We start from the raw sequence: 13,735 nt of genomic DNA, 5'->3' as shown, positions 1-13,735 counted from the left end.
GGCTCTGCCAGTCCGCTGCGCGAGCCCCCTCGGGGGGCAGCCCCCGGTAGGGGGCGTGGGGGCTAAGCCACGAAAGCCCAGACGGCGACCAGCGCCATCAGCGTCGTCAGCGCCACGAAGTAGAAGAAGCCCAGGGTCATCACGCGCAGCGTGGTGGCCCACCAGCGGCCGCCGTAGACCACCTGCAACGCGATCACCGAATACAGCGGGATCGCCACCAGCGCCGCCGTGCCAAGCACCGGAACGCCGGTCAGCTTGACCAGCACCATCGCGAAGATGAAGGCATGCAGGTGCAGCGCGAACACCAGGTGTTCGGACCAGCGCATGCGCCGGTTGATGTATAGCAGCTTCAAGAAGAACGCGTACAGCGGCAGCAACGCGAACATCGCGCTGCCCCAGTGCGAGACAAAGCGCTCGGGCACTTTGCGCAACTCACGTTCCATGCCCTTGGCATCGAGCGAGAAGCGCTCCTTCAGCCGCTCGCACCAGGCCGCTGGCAGGCCGCGGCAAACGAACTTGCCGTTTTCCATGCCGGCCTTGAGTGCGTCGGTGATCTCGAGCCGCGTGTTGTTGATCTCGTCCGAACCATCGAAGCGGACGAAGTCCTTGCCATCGGTGGGCCCGAACGAGCCGAACCACTGAAATGAGAGCAGCGTGATGACGCTGATCGTCAGGTACAGCCGCAGCGGCAACACGTAGCGGCGCTTGCGCCCACTCAGGTACTCGCGCGTCAGCCGGCCGGGCACGAACAGCAGCAGCAGCAAGGTGCGCCAGAGCGCGCCTTCCATCGAGATGTAGCTGCCGCCGAACTGCTGCGCAAACTCCAGCAGCGTCGGCGGCTTCAGGTTGGTTTCCTGCCCGCAATGGCCACAGTAGTTGGGGCGGGGCTGTGGCAGCACCTCGCCGCAGTTGCGGCAAGCCTGGGGGTTGTCGACGGGTGGGGGTGGGGTGACGGTGATGGCGCTCACGGCGGGGGGATTATTGCTGTGCCTGCGCTTGCGGGTGGCGGGGGTGGCGGGGGTGGCGCGGGTGGCGCGGGTGGCGCGGGTGGCGCGGGTGGCGCGGGTGGCGCGTGCCGAGGGCGGGGGTGATCGGCTCCGTTCATGTCCCCCGGCGCCGGGCCATGCCCGGCACCTCCTCCTAATACTTCACTGCGCCGATCACCCCCACCCTCGGCCATCACCGTGGCCTGATTGCGTTGAACAGCCACGACGGCGCCTGATCAGGGAGGCGGGATGCGTCCCGAAGCGAAGTAAAGGGGGAGCCGACGGCCGCAGGCCGGCGGCGGAGGACATGAGCGCAGGGATGCATCCCGACTCCCTGATCCGCTCACACACGTCGGAAATAGACCGAATCCCCCCAGCTTTTCCCGCTCAAGCTTTCGCCACCACCCGGCACCATCCAAGGTGACATGGCCGATTCAGCCCAAGACCGCAACTTACCCGCATCAGAGCGGAAGAGAAGCAAAGCCCGCGAGGACGGGCAGATACCGCGTTCCCGCGACCTGGCGCACTTCGGTGCGCTGGCAATGGGCGGTGCGCTGCTGCTGGGCGCCGCGCGGCCGTTGTCGGGCTGGATGCAGCAGATGTTGATGTCGGGGCTGCGCTTCGACCACGACACGATCGCCAACCCCGCCGCAATGGGCGAACAGTTCTGGGCCCTGGGCCTGAAGGGCCTGATGGTCATCGTGCCGATGGGGCTGATGATGATCGCGGTGGCCATCCTCGCCGCGGTGCTGGGCGGCGGCTGGAACGTCAGCTTCAAGGCACTCAAACCCGACCTGGGCCGATTCAACCCGATCTCGGGCATCGGCCGCATGTTTTCCAAGCGCCATCTGGTGGACTTGGCGAAGATGATTCTCCTCGCCTCGATCGTCGGCACCGTCGGCGTGTTCTATTTGAAGGCGCAATGGCAGGGCCTGACGCAGTTGCTGGCCATGCCGCTGCCCGAAGGCATCGCCACGCTGAGCCAGACGATCGCCGGTGGCTTCGGGATGATGCTGATGGTGGTGGGCGGCTGGGCACTGATCGACGTGCCGCTGCAGAAACACTTGTGGCTCGAGAAGCTCAAGATGACCCGCGAGGAAGTCAAGCAAGAGCACAAGGACGCCGAGGGTAACGTCGAGGTCAAGGGCAAGATCAAGGCACGCATGCGCGAGATGGTGCGCAAGCGCATGCTGGCCGCCGTGCCGCAGGCCGACCTGGTGGTGATGAACCCGACCCACTACGCGGTGGCGCTGAAGTACGACGACACCAAGATGGGCGCACCGCGCGTGATCGCCAAGGGCGCCGACCTGCTGGCGCTGAAGATCCGCGACATCGCCCGCGAATCCAAGGTGCCGGTGCTGCAGGCCCCGCCGCTGGCGCGGGCGCTGTACGCGCACTGCGAGATCGACCAGGAGGTGCCCGCCTCGCTGTTCGCCGCCGTGGCGCAGGTGCTAGCCTGGGTCTACGCGCTGCGCCGCACGCCAAACGCCCGCATCGACCAGCCGGATGTCAGCGTGCCGGACGAGCTCGATCCGCATTCGCCGGCTTTCAAGAAACGTTGACCCCCACGCCCCCTTCCGGGGGCTGCCCCCAAGGGGGCTCGCGCAGCGGACCGGCAAAGCCGGCTCCGCGCACGCCACTTGGAGGGGGCGGCGCTGAAGCGCGTCCCATGAGACTCGGGGCACCGGCTTCGCACCACGCCTAGGCTGGACTCGCTCCACCGCGCCAGAAAACCGACCTCACCGCCCAGCCCCATGGCATGAACAGCCGTTCGTGACATTCCGCACCTGAGCGCACCGCCAACCCTGCCGACCCGTCCAGCTCACCGCAGATGACAGCCGATTTCCGGCCCCTTTTCCGGCTCAAGTTTTCGGCGCGCCCGGGCAACATTCAGTTTCACCACAGGCCCTGCCCGCATTCCATTTCCAAACCCTCCGATGAACGCCATCCAACAGCAACTGCAAGCCCTGTTCGGCCAAAACGCCGCCATGGTCAAGGCACTGATGGCGCCGATCTTCATCGTGATGGTGCTGGCGATGATGGTGCTGCCGCTGCCGGCCTTCGCGCTGGACCTGCTGTTCACCTTCAACATCGCGATGTCGCTGATGGTCATGCTGGTGGCCGCCAACATGATCAAGCCGCTGGACTTCGCGGCCTTCCCGACCGTGCTGCTGGTCACCACGCTGCTGCGCCTGTCGCTGAACGTGGCCTCCACCCGCGTGGTGCTGGTCGAAGGCCACACCGGCCCCGGCGCCGCCGGCAAGGTGATCGAAGCTTTCGGCCACTTCCTGATCGGCGGCAACTTCGCCGTCGGCCTGATCGTCTTCGCGATCCTGGTCGTCATCAACTTCATCGTGGTGACCAAGGGTGCCGAGCGCATCGCCGAAGTCGGCGCGCGCTTCACCTTGGACGCGATGCCCGGCAAGCAGATGGCGATCGACGCCGACCTGAACGCCGGCCTGATCGACGAAGCCGAAGCCAAGCGCCGCCGCGCCGAAGTGGGCGAAGAAGCCGACTTCTTCGGCTCGATGGACGGTGCGTCGAAATTCGTGCGTGGCGACGCGGTCGCCGGCATGCTGATCCTGCTGATCAACGTGGTCGGCGGCTTCATCATCGGTGTCGCCCAGCACGGCCTGTCGGCCAGCGACGCGGCCAACAGCTACATCCTGCTGGCCGTCGGTGACGCGCTGGTCGCGCAGATCCCCGGCCTGCTGATCTCGGTCGCCGCGGCGATGGTGGTCTCACGCGTCGGCACCGACACCGACATCGGCAGCCAGATCCGCGCCCAGGTCTTCAGCTCGCCCCGCTCGCTCGGCCTGACCGCCGGCATCATCGGCCTGCTGGGCCTGGTGCCGGGCATGCCGCACCTGGTGTTCCTGCTGATGAGCGGCGTGATCGGCTACTACGCCTGGTGGCTGACCCAGAAGGCCAAGCGCGAGGCCAGGCAGCCCAAGGTCGACACCACCCAAGCCGCCCCGGCCGCCAACGCCGAAGCCAGCTGGGACGACCTGCAGCCGGTCGACACGCTGGGCCTCGAAGTGGGCTACCGCCTGATCGCGCTGGTCGACAAGGACCGCAAGGGCGACCTGCTGGCCCGCATCAAGGGCATCCGCAAGAAGTTCGCGCAAGAGGTCGGTTTCCTGCCGCCTTCGGTGCACATCCGCGACAACCTCGACCTCAAGCCCAGCATGTACCGCGTCACCTTGCGTGGCGCCGTGGTGGGCGAAGGCGAGGCTTTCCCGGGCATGTACATGGCCATCAACCCGGGCGGCAAGGTGCCTGCGCTGCCGGGCACCAAGACGATCGACCCCGCATTCGGCCTGCCCGCCGTGTGGATCGAGGAACGCCACCGCGAGCAAGCCCAAATGAGCGGGTTTACGGTGGTTGATTGCTCGACTGTGGTGGCCACCCACCTTTCACACTTGATGCAAGTGAATGCCGCCAAGTTGTTGGGTCGTTTGGAGACCCAGGCGCTGGTCGAGCATGTGACGAAACTGGCTCCCAAACTGATCGAAGACGTGGTCCCCAAGATGGTCGGCATCGCAACCCTTCAGAAAGTCCTGCAGCTGCTGCTGGACGAAGGCGTGCACATCCGCGATTACCGCTCGATCATCGAATGCCTGGCCGAGCACGCCGCGATGGTCACCGACCCGGCCGAGCTGGCCCGCCGCATCCGCATCCACCTGGCCCCAGCCATCGTGCAGCAGATCTACGGCCCGGCCAAGGAGCTGGACGTGATCGCGCTGGAGCCCGACCTGGAGCGCATGGTCAACCAGGCCCTGAATTCCCCGCACGGTGCCGTGCTGGACCCCGGCGTTGCCGAGGCCCTGACCAAGCAGGCCGCCGACAGCGTGCGCAAGCAAGAGAACCTCGGCGTGCCGGCCTGCCTGCTGGTGCCGGACGCCCTGCGCGCCCCGCTGGCCCGCCTGTTGAAGCGTGCCGCCCCTCGCCTGAAGGTGCTGGCGCACAGCGAGATTCCTGAGACCCACTCGATCCGGATCGGCTCGATCATCGGAGCAACGTCATGAATGTGAAGCGCTTTACTGCCCGTACCTCCCGCGAAGCGTTCGCGCTGGTTCGACAGGCTTTCGGCGAAGACGCCGTGGTGCTCTCGACGAAGCCCGCGCCGGAAGGTGTCGAAGTGCTGGCGATGGCGCCGGACTCGATGGAACAGATCGAACGCGTGGCCGACAGCGCCCCGCAGGTCAGCGCCCCGCGCGGCAATGCCCGCCCCGCCCCGCGCAGCGAGAGCCTGGCCGCCCGCGTCGAGCGCCAGAACGCCCAACCGGCCGCCGCCACCGGCCGCCGCGCCGCCGCCCCCGAGGTGCAGGAAGACGTGGAGCAGATGGCGATGAGCACGCTGTCGTTCCAGGACTATGTGCGTGAGCGCATGCTCAAGCGCCGCCAGGCCGCGCTGGGGCAAGACGACATCGGCAGCGCCGGCACCTACGCCGACCACCACGTGCCGGCCCAACCCGCCCCGCGTGCCCCGGCCCGCGCCGCCGCGCCCGAAGCCCCGGCCCGCCGCCCGCTGCCGCGTGCGCAAGAGCCGCGCCACGACGACGTGCGCGACACCCGCCCCGAGCCGCGCGATTTCGCGATGCCTTCGTTGTCGACCGTGGCGGCCGCCCCGTCGCTCGAAGAGGCCCCGGCCCGCCGCGACCAGCAAGACATGATGAACGAGCTGCGCTCGATGAAGGGCCTGATCGAAGAGCGCTTCGGCGCCCTGGCCTTCATGGAGAAGCTGCAGCGCCAGCCGCGCCAGGCCCTGCTGGCGCAGAAGCTGCTCGACGCCGGCTTCTCGCCCGGCCTGATCCGCAAGCTGGTCGACGCACTGCCCGCCAACGCCGCTGACGAAGCCGTCTGGGCCGCCAGCGTGCTGGAGCGCAACCTGCACGCCGGCGACACCGAGCCTGCGCTCGAAGAGCAAGGCGGCGTGTTCGCGCTGATCGGCTCCACCGGTGTCGGCAAGACCACCAGCACCGCCAAGCTGGCCGCCGCCTTCGCCACGCAATACGGCGCCGCCAACCTGGGCCTGATCACGCTCGACGCCTACCGCGTTGGCGCCCACGAACAACTGCGCGCCTACGGCCGCATCCTCGGCGTGCCGGTGCACACCGCCCACGACCGCGCCTCGCTCGAAGACCTGCTGGAACTGCTGTCGGGCAAGAAGATGGTCCTGATCGACACCGCCGGCATGGCCCAGCGCGACAGCCGCACCCGCGAGCTGCTGGACATGCTGAGCCACCGCTCGATCCAGCGCCTGCTGGTGGTCGACGCGTCGGCCCAGGGCGAGACGATCGACGAGGTCATCACCAACTGGCGCGCCGCCCAGTGCAAAGGCGTGGTGCTGAGCAAGATCGACGAGGCCGTCAAGCTGGCCCCGGCGCTGGACGCGATCATCCGCCACAAGCTCAAGGTGCTGGGCGTGGCCAACGGCCAGCGCGTGCCCGAAGACTGGCACCGCCTGTCGCCCAACGCGCTGGTGCAGCGCGCCCTGCGCGCCCCGACCAGCTCGACCTGGAAGCTCGAAGCCGACGACGTGCAGCTGGTGTTCGCCACCGCCACCCGCGGCGGCCGCGCGGCCGGCGGCGCCTCGCTGCACCTGTGAACGCCACGGACGACACCGCCATGCGCCCGCTGCCCTACCCCACCGAAGACGAAGGCTCCGGCCCGGTCGACCAGGCCGAGGGCCTGCGCCGGCTGTTCGCGTCTGGCCGCCGCCAGCGGCTGGTGCCGATCGCCTTCAACGCCCATGTCGACTGCACGCCGATCTTGCTCGAGCGGCTGGCCGGCGCCTTCACCGAGCTCGGCGCCCACGCGCTGGTGGTCGACGCGGCCGACTGCGCCCCGCGCGCCAACGCGATGGCCGAGATCGACCTCGCCGCGGCGATCGAATCGCTCGGGCCGAACATGTCCTACCTGGCCGCCCGCGGCCTGCCACTGCGCCACGTCAACAGCCGCGGCTCGTGCGAAGCCTGGCTCAACGCCGTCGAAACCGCGGCGCCGCAGGCCGACGTGCTGCTGCTGCACGCCAACGCCCGCGACCTGGTCCGCCTGCTCGGCCGGCGCGAGGTGCGCACCGTGCTGACCACCACGCTCGACCCGGCCAGCCTGACCGACGCCTACACCTCGATGAAGCTGCTGTCGCAGCGCAGCGGGCTGATGACCTTCGACCTGCTGACCGGCATGGCCGGCGCGCCCAAGGCCGCGCAACGCATCGCCGAGCGCCTGGCCGAGACGGCCGACAGCTTCCTGGGCACCGTGGTGCGCGAAGCCGTGTGGCTCGACAAGCGCGACCCGCTGACCGCCCCTGCCACGCCGGCCCTGGCCCGCCTGGCCGCGAACCAACTGCTCGACCCCGAAGCGCCCGACACCGGCTTTGGCTTGGCCCCGCTCAGCGCGGGCCACGACGTGCACGCCTACTGACCCGAACACGCCCCCTCTCGGAGACCGCCCATGTACACCGCCACCGGCCGACTCGACGCCAAAGCGATGCCCGGCATCGACGCCAACGCGATGCTCAAGCAGTACAGCCCGCTGGTGCGCCGCCTGGCGCACCAGATGATCGCCAAGCTGCCGGCCAACGTGGAGATCGACGACCTGATCCAGGTCGGCATGATCGGCCTGCACGACGCGATGGGCCGCTTCGACACCGACCAGGGCGTGCAGTTCGAAACCTTCGCCACCCAGCGCATCCGCGGCGCGATGCTCGACGAGCTGCGCGGCAGCGACTGGATGAGCCGCGGCAACCGCCGCCAGCAGCGCGAGATCGAGGCCGCCGTGCACAAGCTCGAGCAGCAATACGGCCGCGCCCCGGCCGAAAGCGAGATCGCCAAGGAAATGGGCGTCACGCTGACCGAATACCAGGACACGCTGACCAAGGTGCGCGGCACCCAGCTGGTCTACCTGGAAGACATGTCCGGCGACGAAGGCGGCGACGAGTTCCTCGACCGCCACGTGGCCAACGAAGACGGCAACCCGCTGGCGCAGCTGCAAGACCACCGCATGCGCGAAGCCCTGGTCGAAGCGATCAAGAAGCTGCCCGAGCGCGAGCAGTACGTGATGAGCATGTACTACGAGCACGACATGAACCTGAAGGAAATCGCCGCCGTGCTGGGCGTGACCGAGTCGCGCGTGTGCCAGCTGCACAGCCAGTCGATCGCGCGCTTGCGGGTCAAGCTGCGCGAGTGGTGACCCGCCGCAGCTGAGTCGGAACGTGTGGTGCAACGCCTCCTTCGGGAGGCGTTGGCGTTTCTGGGCCGCGCCCGCCCCCGGGATGCGCTTGATGGCGGCCTGGCTCGGCAGGCGCCCCCTTGGACGTGGGGGGCACGATGTTCAACATGGTTCAGCGGGGTGCTTTCAGGGCCCGTGCCAAGCGCAGAATCGCTCGCTTGCACCGGCGCAGGGGCGCCGCCATCCCAGCGCCCAACTTTGAGGAGCATTCGAGGTCATGAGCAAATCGAACGTCAGATGGCACCGCCTTTCCCTCGTGGCCCTGGCCATTGCCAGCGGCACGGCCTGGGCCGGGCAGATCAATGGCGATCTCGCCGCAGCGGCGCGCCGCGACGGGCGGGCCGAAGCACTGATCGTGCTCAAGGACCAGAAGACGCCGGCCGTGGCGTCGCTCCCAGAAGGGGCCGACTACAAGGCCAAGCGCCGCGCGCTGGTCAATGCGCTGGTCAACCGCGCCGATGCGCAGCAAGGTGGCCTGCGCGCCTGGCTGGATTCGCGCGGCATCGAATACCAGGCGTTCTGGATCGCGAACGTCGTCTACGCCAAGCTCTCGGCGGCCGACCTGGCGGCGCTCGCCGCGCGCGACGAAGTCAGCCGCATCGAGCCCAACCCGACCATCAAGGTGCAGCTGCCGCAGCGTGACGCCAGCCGCACCGAATCGCCGACGGGCGTCGAGTCGATCGCCTGGGGCGTGGACAAGATCAACGCCCCCAAGGTCTGGGCCGAAGGCGTCAAGGGCGAAGGCGTGACCATCGCCGGCGAAGACACCGGCTACCGCTGGGATCACTCGGCGCTGAAGTCGCAGTACCGCGGCTGGAACGGCAGCACCGCCGACCACAACTACAACTGGCACGACGCCATCCACACCGCCAACAGCAGCTGCCCGGCCAACTCGCCGCAGCCCTGTGACGACCATGGCCACGGCACCCACACCGCCGGCACCTTCGCCGGTGACGACAACGCCACCCACCAGGTCGGCGTGGCCCCTGGCGCCAAGTGGATCGGCTGCCGCAACATGAACGCCGGTAACGGCACGCCGGCCACCTACATCGAGTGCATGCAGTGGATGCTGGCGCCCACCGACCTGCAGAACAAGAACCCCGACCCGGACAAGGCGCCGGACATCATCAGCAACTCGTGGGGCTGCACCGACGGCGAAGGCTGCACGGTCGGCACCGAGATCAAGGCCGCCGTCAACAACCTGGTCAAGGGCGGCATCCTGTTCGTGGCCGCCGCCGCCAACGACGGCCCGAACTGCAGCACGATCACCGACCCGCCGGCGATCTATCAGCTGTCGTTCACGATCGGCGCAACCGACAGCGCCGACAAGCTGGCCGGCTTCTCGAGCCGCGGCCCGGTGGCCAAGGTGAAGGGCGTCAAGCCCGATGTCTCCGCCCCGGGTGTCAACATCTTCTCGGCCTACCCGCCCAACACCTACACCACGATGAGCGGCACCAGCATGGCCACGCCGCACGTGGCCGGCGCCGCCGCCCTGCTGATGTCGGCCGTGCCGTCGCTGAAGGGCAACCCGGCCGCGGTCGAGAAGCTGTTCCGCAAGACGGCGCAGCAAGACGGCGTGACCGACCCGGTCAACCAGACCTGCGGCGGCACCTCGCCCACCACCTGGCCCAACAACATGATCGGCTACGGCCGCATCGACGTGTACGCGGCCTACAAGAAGGCCATCGCCAGCCCGCTGGACCTGTCGAACGACGACTGATCGAGCACTGAGCCGGCGCAGCCGGCTCGCCCCGCTTCGCAACGCCTCCTTCGGGAGGCGTTGCTGCTTTCGCGGGCAGCGCCCGCGCGTTCAGAACGCCAGCGACTGGCGAATGAAGTCGATGGTCTCGGGCTGGAGAAAGTAGTTGACGTGGTGGACCCGGTCGTTGGTGCCGAAGTCGAACCTGTTTCGCGGATCGACGATGTCGGCACCGACACCGACCCGCGCCATCGACTCGGTGTCGACCACAAAATCATTCGCGCCCGAGAACAGCAGGTCGGTGCCCGCGTCGGCCAGGCGTTGCGCCGGGCGGCGAAAGGCCTCCCAGAAGCGCCAGCCGACCGCCGCCGATTCGAAGTTGCTGGTCACTGCGAAATAACCCGGCGGCGGGGCGGTCCAGCCGAACGACAACTTCTCCAGCTCCACATTGCCCTTGATGAAGTCGACGCCGTCCGGTCCGTAGCGCGACATCGAGGCCAGCCCCGGCACCATCGCCACGGCGGCGTCGGCCACCGGCGAGCTGCCCAGCAGCGCGCTGCCCGAAGCCAGCAAGGTGGCCAGGCCTTCGACCACCTTGAACATCGGCAACGCCAACCCGGCCAGGCCGGCCGCGCCGCCCACGGCTGCGCTGTAGTTGGCCAGCAGCTTCAGCGCGGTGCGCAGGCGGTAGGGCGACGCCAGCCCCGTGCCCATCAGCGGCGAGGCAACGAAGACCACCCGGGCGCTGGCGAGCATCTGCGGTTGCAGCACCTCGAGCCACCAGCGTGTCACCAGCCCCCCGCGGCTGTGGCAGACCACGTCGACCTGGGCTCGCGAGCCCGCGAATGCGCGCGCCAGGTCGAGCGCATTGACCCACGGCCCGACCTGCAACGTGGGGTGCTCGAAGACCAGCACCTGCTGGTAGGCGGTGCCGGCGGCCTGCAGCAGCTGGCGACCGACCGACTGACCGGCGGCATTCTTCGCCTCGCGCAGCTGGCCGAGGATCGCATCGCCCTTGCTGAAGGTGCCGTGCACGATGAGCAAGACCTTGCCCGCCGGCGCGACCTGGTTCACCCGTTGCCCGTGCAGGTCGAACAGGCCGTAGCGGGGGTTGAAGCCGTTGTCGAGTTTTTCCAGAAACTCGCTGACCTTGGAGCCTTCGACCGGCCGGAACAGCGTGTGGTTGATCGGCACGGCGTCGAAGATGCCGGGCGCACCGCGGCGCCAGGCCCGCTGCCGCGGGCGCATCGCGGGGCCCGCGTCGCACTGGAAGTCCAGCAGCCCGTCGCTGCCGCGCACCAGCGTGAGATAGGCCGCCCGGCCGGCCGTGGGGGCGGCGGCCATGCGGCGGCGGCGCGCCTCGGCCACACGCAGCGCCGGGCCGGCCTTGTTGCCGACCTCGAGCCCGTCGTCTTCGAGGCTGCGGGTGGCCGCGTCGAACAGCGCGGCCGCGGGATCGATGACAGGCGGGATCATGGCGCGGCCCCCAGCAGCGGCAAGGGCGTGACGCCCAGGTCCCGCGACAAGCGCAGGTCGATCATGGCCTGGTAGTCGGCCGAGCGCACGTTGTGGCGCCCTTCCTCGGCAGCGGCCTGGAAGCTGCCGCGCGAGGTCAACCAGGTCGCCTCCAGCGGCACCAGGTGGCCGAGGTGGATGTGGCGCTGGACCTCGCGCTGCTGGTCCTTGCCGACCACGCCCTTCGGGTTGTTCAAGGTGCTGCCGGCGCCCCTGTCGTCCGAGCCCTCCTTGACGGCCACGACCTGGCCCTGCGGCACCGAGCGGAAGCTCTCGTACGACGCCTCGCTGCGCCAGTAGCCGGCGAAGGCATGGCCGGACAGCAGGAACAGCACCGGCGAGATGCCCACGTACTCGAGGCAGGCCGCGAGCAGCAGCGCCAGGTCGATGCAGGTGCCTCTCCGCTCGGCCAGTAGCTGGCTCGGCGTGCGCAGGCGCTGCGTGCCCTGGCCGTAGGACGGCGGGGGGTTGATGTAGGTGAGGCCGTGCTGGTTGAGGATCGCGTACCACAGCGCCTGCACCTGCTTGTCGACGCAGCCGTAGCGTGCATCGTCGTCGGCGCCGTTCTCGTCGACGCTCTGGTAGCCGTCGAAGCCGGCCGCGGTGTCATCGGCCAGTGCGCACAGGATCGCCTGGGCCGAATCGACGATGCGCGCCACCGCAGGGTCTCTGGGCAGCACGAACGAAGGCAGCCAGCGCCACTCGGCAAGTTCGCCGTCCTGCCACTCGTCGACCGGCGCCAGGCCGACCCGGTGCGTCTCCTGGGTCACCAGCTCGCCGCCGCAGTGCACCGCCACCCGCAGGCTGCTCTGGATGCGCTCGCTCTGGGTGCGGATCAGCGTGCTGGTCAAGGGCAGCACCACGCGGTCGGTGAGCACGAGCGCCGAGCGCTCCTCGGGCAGGTCGAAGGTCGCGTTGTACGGAAACGCGACATCGCCGGCGTGCAGCTCGATGGAGACCTGGATGTCGCGGATCGGCCCCTGCACGCGCGCACGCTCGATGACCAGCGAGCTGAACGGGCTCTGGCCGTTGTGCAGCAGCGAGTAGTTGATGAGCGGCAGCGGCTCGACCCGCACCTGGATGCGTTCACGCGCCGACACCTCGTCGGCGTTCCGGGGCCGCGGGACACGGCTCTTGGCGACCCTCGTCTTGGCCTGCAACAGCGAGACGGACGACCACAGCACCACGCCCGCGCCGCGCAGAATGTCTTGCTGCCGCAGCGTGGCCAGCGAGTGGCCGAAGGCCTCGAGCACACTGCGGCCTTCGGCCAGTTGCCCGTACAGCGAGGTGCAGAACAGCGCCGCCATGCTGTCGTCGATGGCGTCGTGGTAGCCGATCGCCATCTTGGCCCCGTGCGCCACCATGCGGGCGGCCACGCGCGAGGCCGAGTTGTAGAAGTTGCACATCACCAGGTCGGGCTTGCTGGTGGCGCAGATGGCCTGGGCCAGCGCGTCGGCATCGGCGATGGCCATCGGTTCGTCGGGGTCGGCGCTGCGCATCGCATAACCATCGCGCCGCGCGCGCGAGGGGTACTTGCGTTCGAGGCCGAGCAGCGCAATGGCCTGGTGTGTGTCGACGCCGGCCAGGTGCAGCAGGCTGGGCTGCGTGCTGCCGAGCCAGCGCTCGAGATCATCCAGCGTCGGGTCGCGCAGGCGCTCTTTCACCTTGGCGGGGTCGAAGCCCAGCGCCTTCAGCATCAGGTCGCCTTCGCGCCGCGCGTCGTAGAACTGCGCCAGCCGAAGCGGCGCCGACTCCACGATGGCCGGGCGCTGCAAGCGGACCGACGCATCGGCGCTCGCCCCCTCGACCCGCAGATGGCGGATGATCGTGAGCGAACGCGAGCGCCGCGTGCGCGTGATCGCCGACAGCACGTATTCCCACGGGAAGACCCGGTACTCCCAGCCCCGTTCCTCGATCACCGATCCGGGCAGGCTGACCTCCACGATCTCGGCACGCGCGATGCGGTCAATGTCGTCGGCGCTCAGGTAACTCTGCAGCGGCCCGCCTTCACCTTGCGCAGGGTCCTGCCCGTCGGTGCGCCAACGCTCGCGCGTGCGCGCCACGTACGACCACTGCATCGCGGCCGTCTGGAAGGTGGCCGGATCGGGATGAAACTCGATCGGCTCCTTGTCCCCGCCGAGCCGGATCGTCACCCGCGTGGCATCCGGGCCGGACTGCTTGTTTCTGGTGGCCATGGGCGCTCCGATACCGGATGCGGATGCTGACGCGGCGCGCTCGTGCAAGCATCCACAGCTTGAGGGACGACGCGTTGTTCTGCACGCGCCGAAGACGCGAACTG

The 13,735-nt window shown here is 68.9% G+C and carries 9 protein-coding genes; 6 read left to right on the top strand and 3 right to left on the bottom strand.

From position 1 onward, the window contains the following. Positions 1 to 62: 62 nt before the first annotated feature. Positions 63 to 968, bottom strand: a complete 906-nt coding sequence (locus ACE3SG_RS15995; protein ID WP_374566568.1) for a DUF3667 domain-containing protein — start codon at positions 966 to 968, stop codon at positions 63 to 65. Positions 969 to 1,411: 443 nt separating this feature from the next. Between ACE3SG_RS15995 and flhB the strand changes: the two genes are divergently transcribed. From flhB to ACE3SG_RS15965, 6 genes are all read left to right on the top strand, one after another. Continuing rightward, on the top strand, positions 1,412 to 2,548 hold the full coding sequence (flhB, locus tag ACE3SG_RS15990; protein ID WP_374566566.1) for a flagellar biosynthesis protein FlhB: 1,137 nt from the start codon (positions 1,412 to 1,414) through the stop codon (positions 2,546 to 2,548). 375 nt (positions 2,549 to 2,923) lie between these two features. Next, positions 2,924 to 5,014, top strand: a complete 2,091-nt coding sequence (gene flhA / locus ACE3SG_RS15985) for a flagellar biosynthesis protein FlhA (RefSeq protein ID WP_374566565.1) — start codon at positions 2,924 to 2,926, stop codon at positions 5,012 to 5,014. Further along, positions 5,011 to 6,597, top strand: a complete 1,587-nt coding sequence (flhF, locus tag ACE3SG_RS15980; protein ID WP_374566563.1) for a flagellar biosynthesis protein FlhF — start codon at positions 5,011 to 5,013, stop codon at positions 6,595 to 6,597. The genes flhA and flhF overlap by 4 nt, the downstream gene beginning before the upstream one ends. 20 nt (positions 6,598 to 6,617) lie before the next feature. Beyond that, positions 6,618 to 7,415, top strand: coding sequence for a flagellar biosynthesis protein (locus ACE3SG_RS15975; protein WP_374566561.1), 798 nt, complete (start codon positions 6,618 to 6,620; stop codon positions 7,413 to 7,415). 30 nt (positions 7,416 to 7,445) lie between these two features. After that, on the top strand, positions 7,446 to 8,183 hold the full coding sequence (locus ACE3SG_RS15970) for an RNA polymerase sigma factor FliA (protein WP_374566559.1): 738 nt from the start codon (positions 7,446 to 7,448) through the stop codon (positions 8,181 to 8,183). Positions 8,184 to 8,439: 256 nt separating this feature from the next. Further along, the gene (locus ACE3SG_RS15965; protein WP_374566557.1) at positions 8,440 to 9,942 is read left to right on the top strand and encodes a S8 family serine peptidase; all 1,503 of its coding nucleotides are present in this window, start codon (positions 8,440 to 8,442) and stop codon (positions 9,940 to 9,942) included. Positions 9,943 to 10,032: 90 nt separating this feature from the next. On the opposite strand, the gene ACE3SG_RS15960 is transcribed toward ACE3SG_RS15965, so the two are convergent. Then, complete coding sequence (locus ACE3SG_RS15960; RefSeq protein ID WP_374566556.1) at positions 10,033 to 11,397, bottom strand: esterase/lipase family protein; 1,365 nt, start codon at positions 11,395 to 11,397, stop codon at positions 10,033 to 10,035. Further along, complete coding sequence (locus ACE3SG_RS15955) at positions 11,394 to 13,631, bottom strand: hypothetical protein (RefSeq protein ID WP_374566554.1); 2,238 nt, start codon at positions 13,629 to 13,631, stop codon at positions 11,394 to 11,396. Before ACE3SG_RS15955 ends, ACE3SG_RS15960 begins: the two co-directional genes overlap by 4 nt. Positions 13,632 to 13,735: the final 104 nt, after the last annotated feature.

It is taken from the genome of Ideonella sp. (assembly GCF_041914305.1).
Lineage (GTDB): Bacteria > Pseudomonadota > Gammaproteobacteria > Burkholderiales > Burkholderiaceae_C > Ideonella.
Note: the sequence above shows the minus strand (reverse complement) of the source record. Positions and strands in the feature narration are given on the sequence as shown.

Excerpts from the sequence above, each read along its gene's own strand:
- ACE3SG_RS15960 (WP_374566556.1), bottom strand. The coding sequence starts at position 11,397 with ATGATCCCGCCTGTCATCGATCCCGCGGCCGCGCTGTTCGACGCGGCC.
- ACE3SG_RS15970 (WP_374566559.1), top strand. The coding sequence starts at position 7,446 with ATGTACACCGCCACCGGCCGACTCGACGCCAAAGCGATGCCCGGCATC.
- ACE3SG_RS15975 (WP_374566561.1), top strand. The coding sequence starts at position 6,618 with ATGCGCCCGCTGCCCTACCCCACCGAAGACGAAGGCTCCGGCCCGGTC.
- ACE3SG_RS15955 (WP_374566554.1), bottom strand. The coding sequence starts at position 13,631 with ATGGCCACCAGAAACAAGCAGTCCGGCCCGGATGCCACGCGGGTGACG.
- flhF (WP_374566563.1), top strand. The coding sequence starts at position 5,011 with ATGAATGTGAAGCGCTTTACTGCCCGTACCTCCCGCGAAGCGTTCGCG.
- flhA (WP_374566565.1), top strand. The coding sequence starts at position 2,924 with ATGAACGCCATCCAACAGCAACTGCAAGCCCTGTTCGGCCAAAACGCC.
- ACE3SG_RS15965 (WP_374566557.1), top strand. The coding sequence starts at position 8,440 with ATGAGCAAATCGAACGTCAGATGGCACCGCCTTTCCCTCGTGGCCCTG.
- flhB (WP_374566566.1), top strand. The coding sequence starts at position 1,412 with ATGGCCGATTCAGCCCAAGACCGCAACTTACCCGCATCAGAGCGGAAG.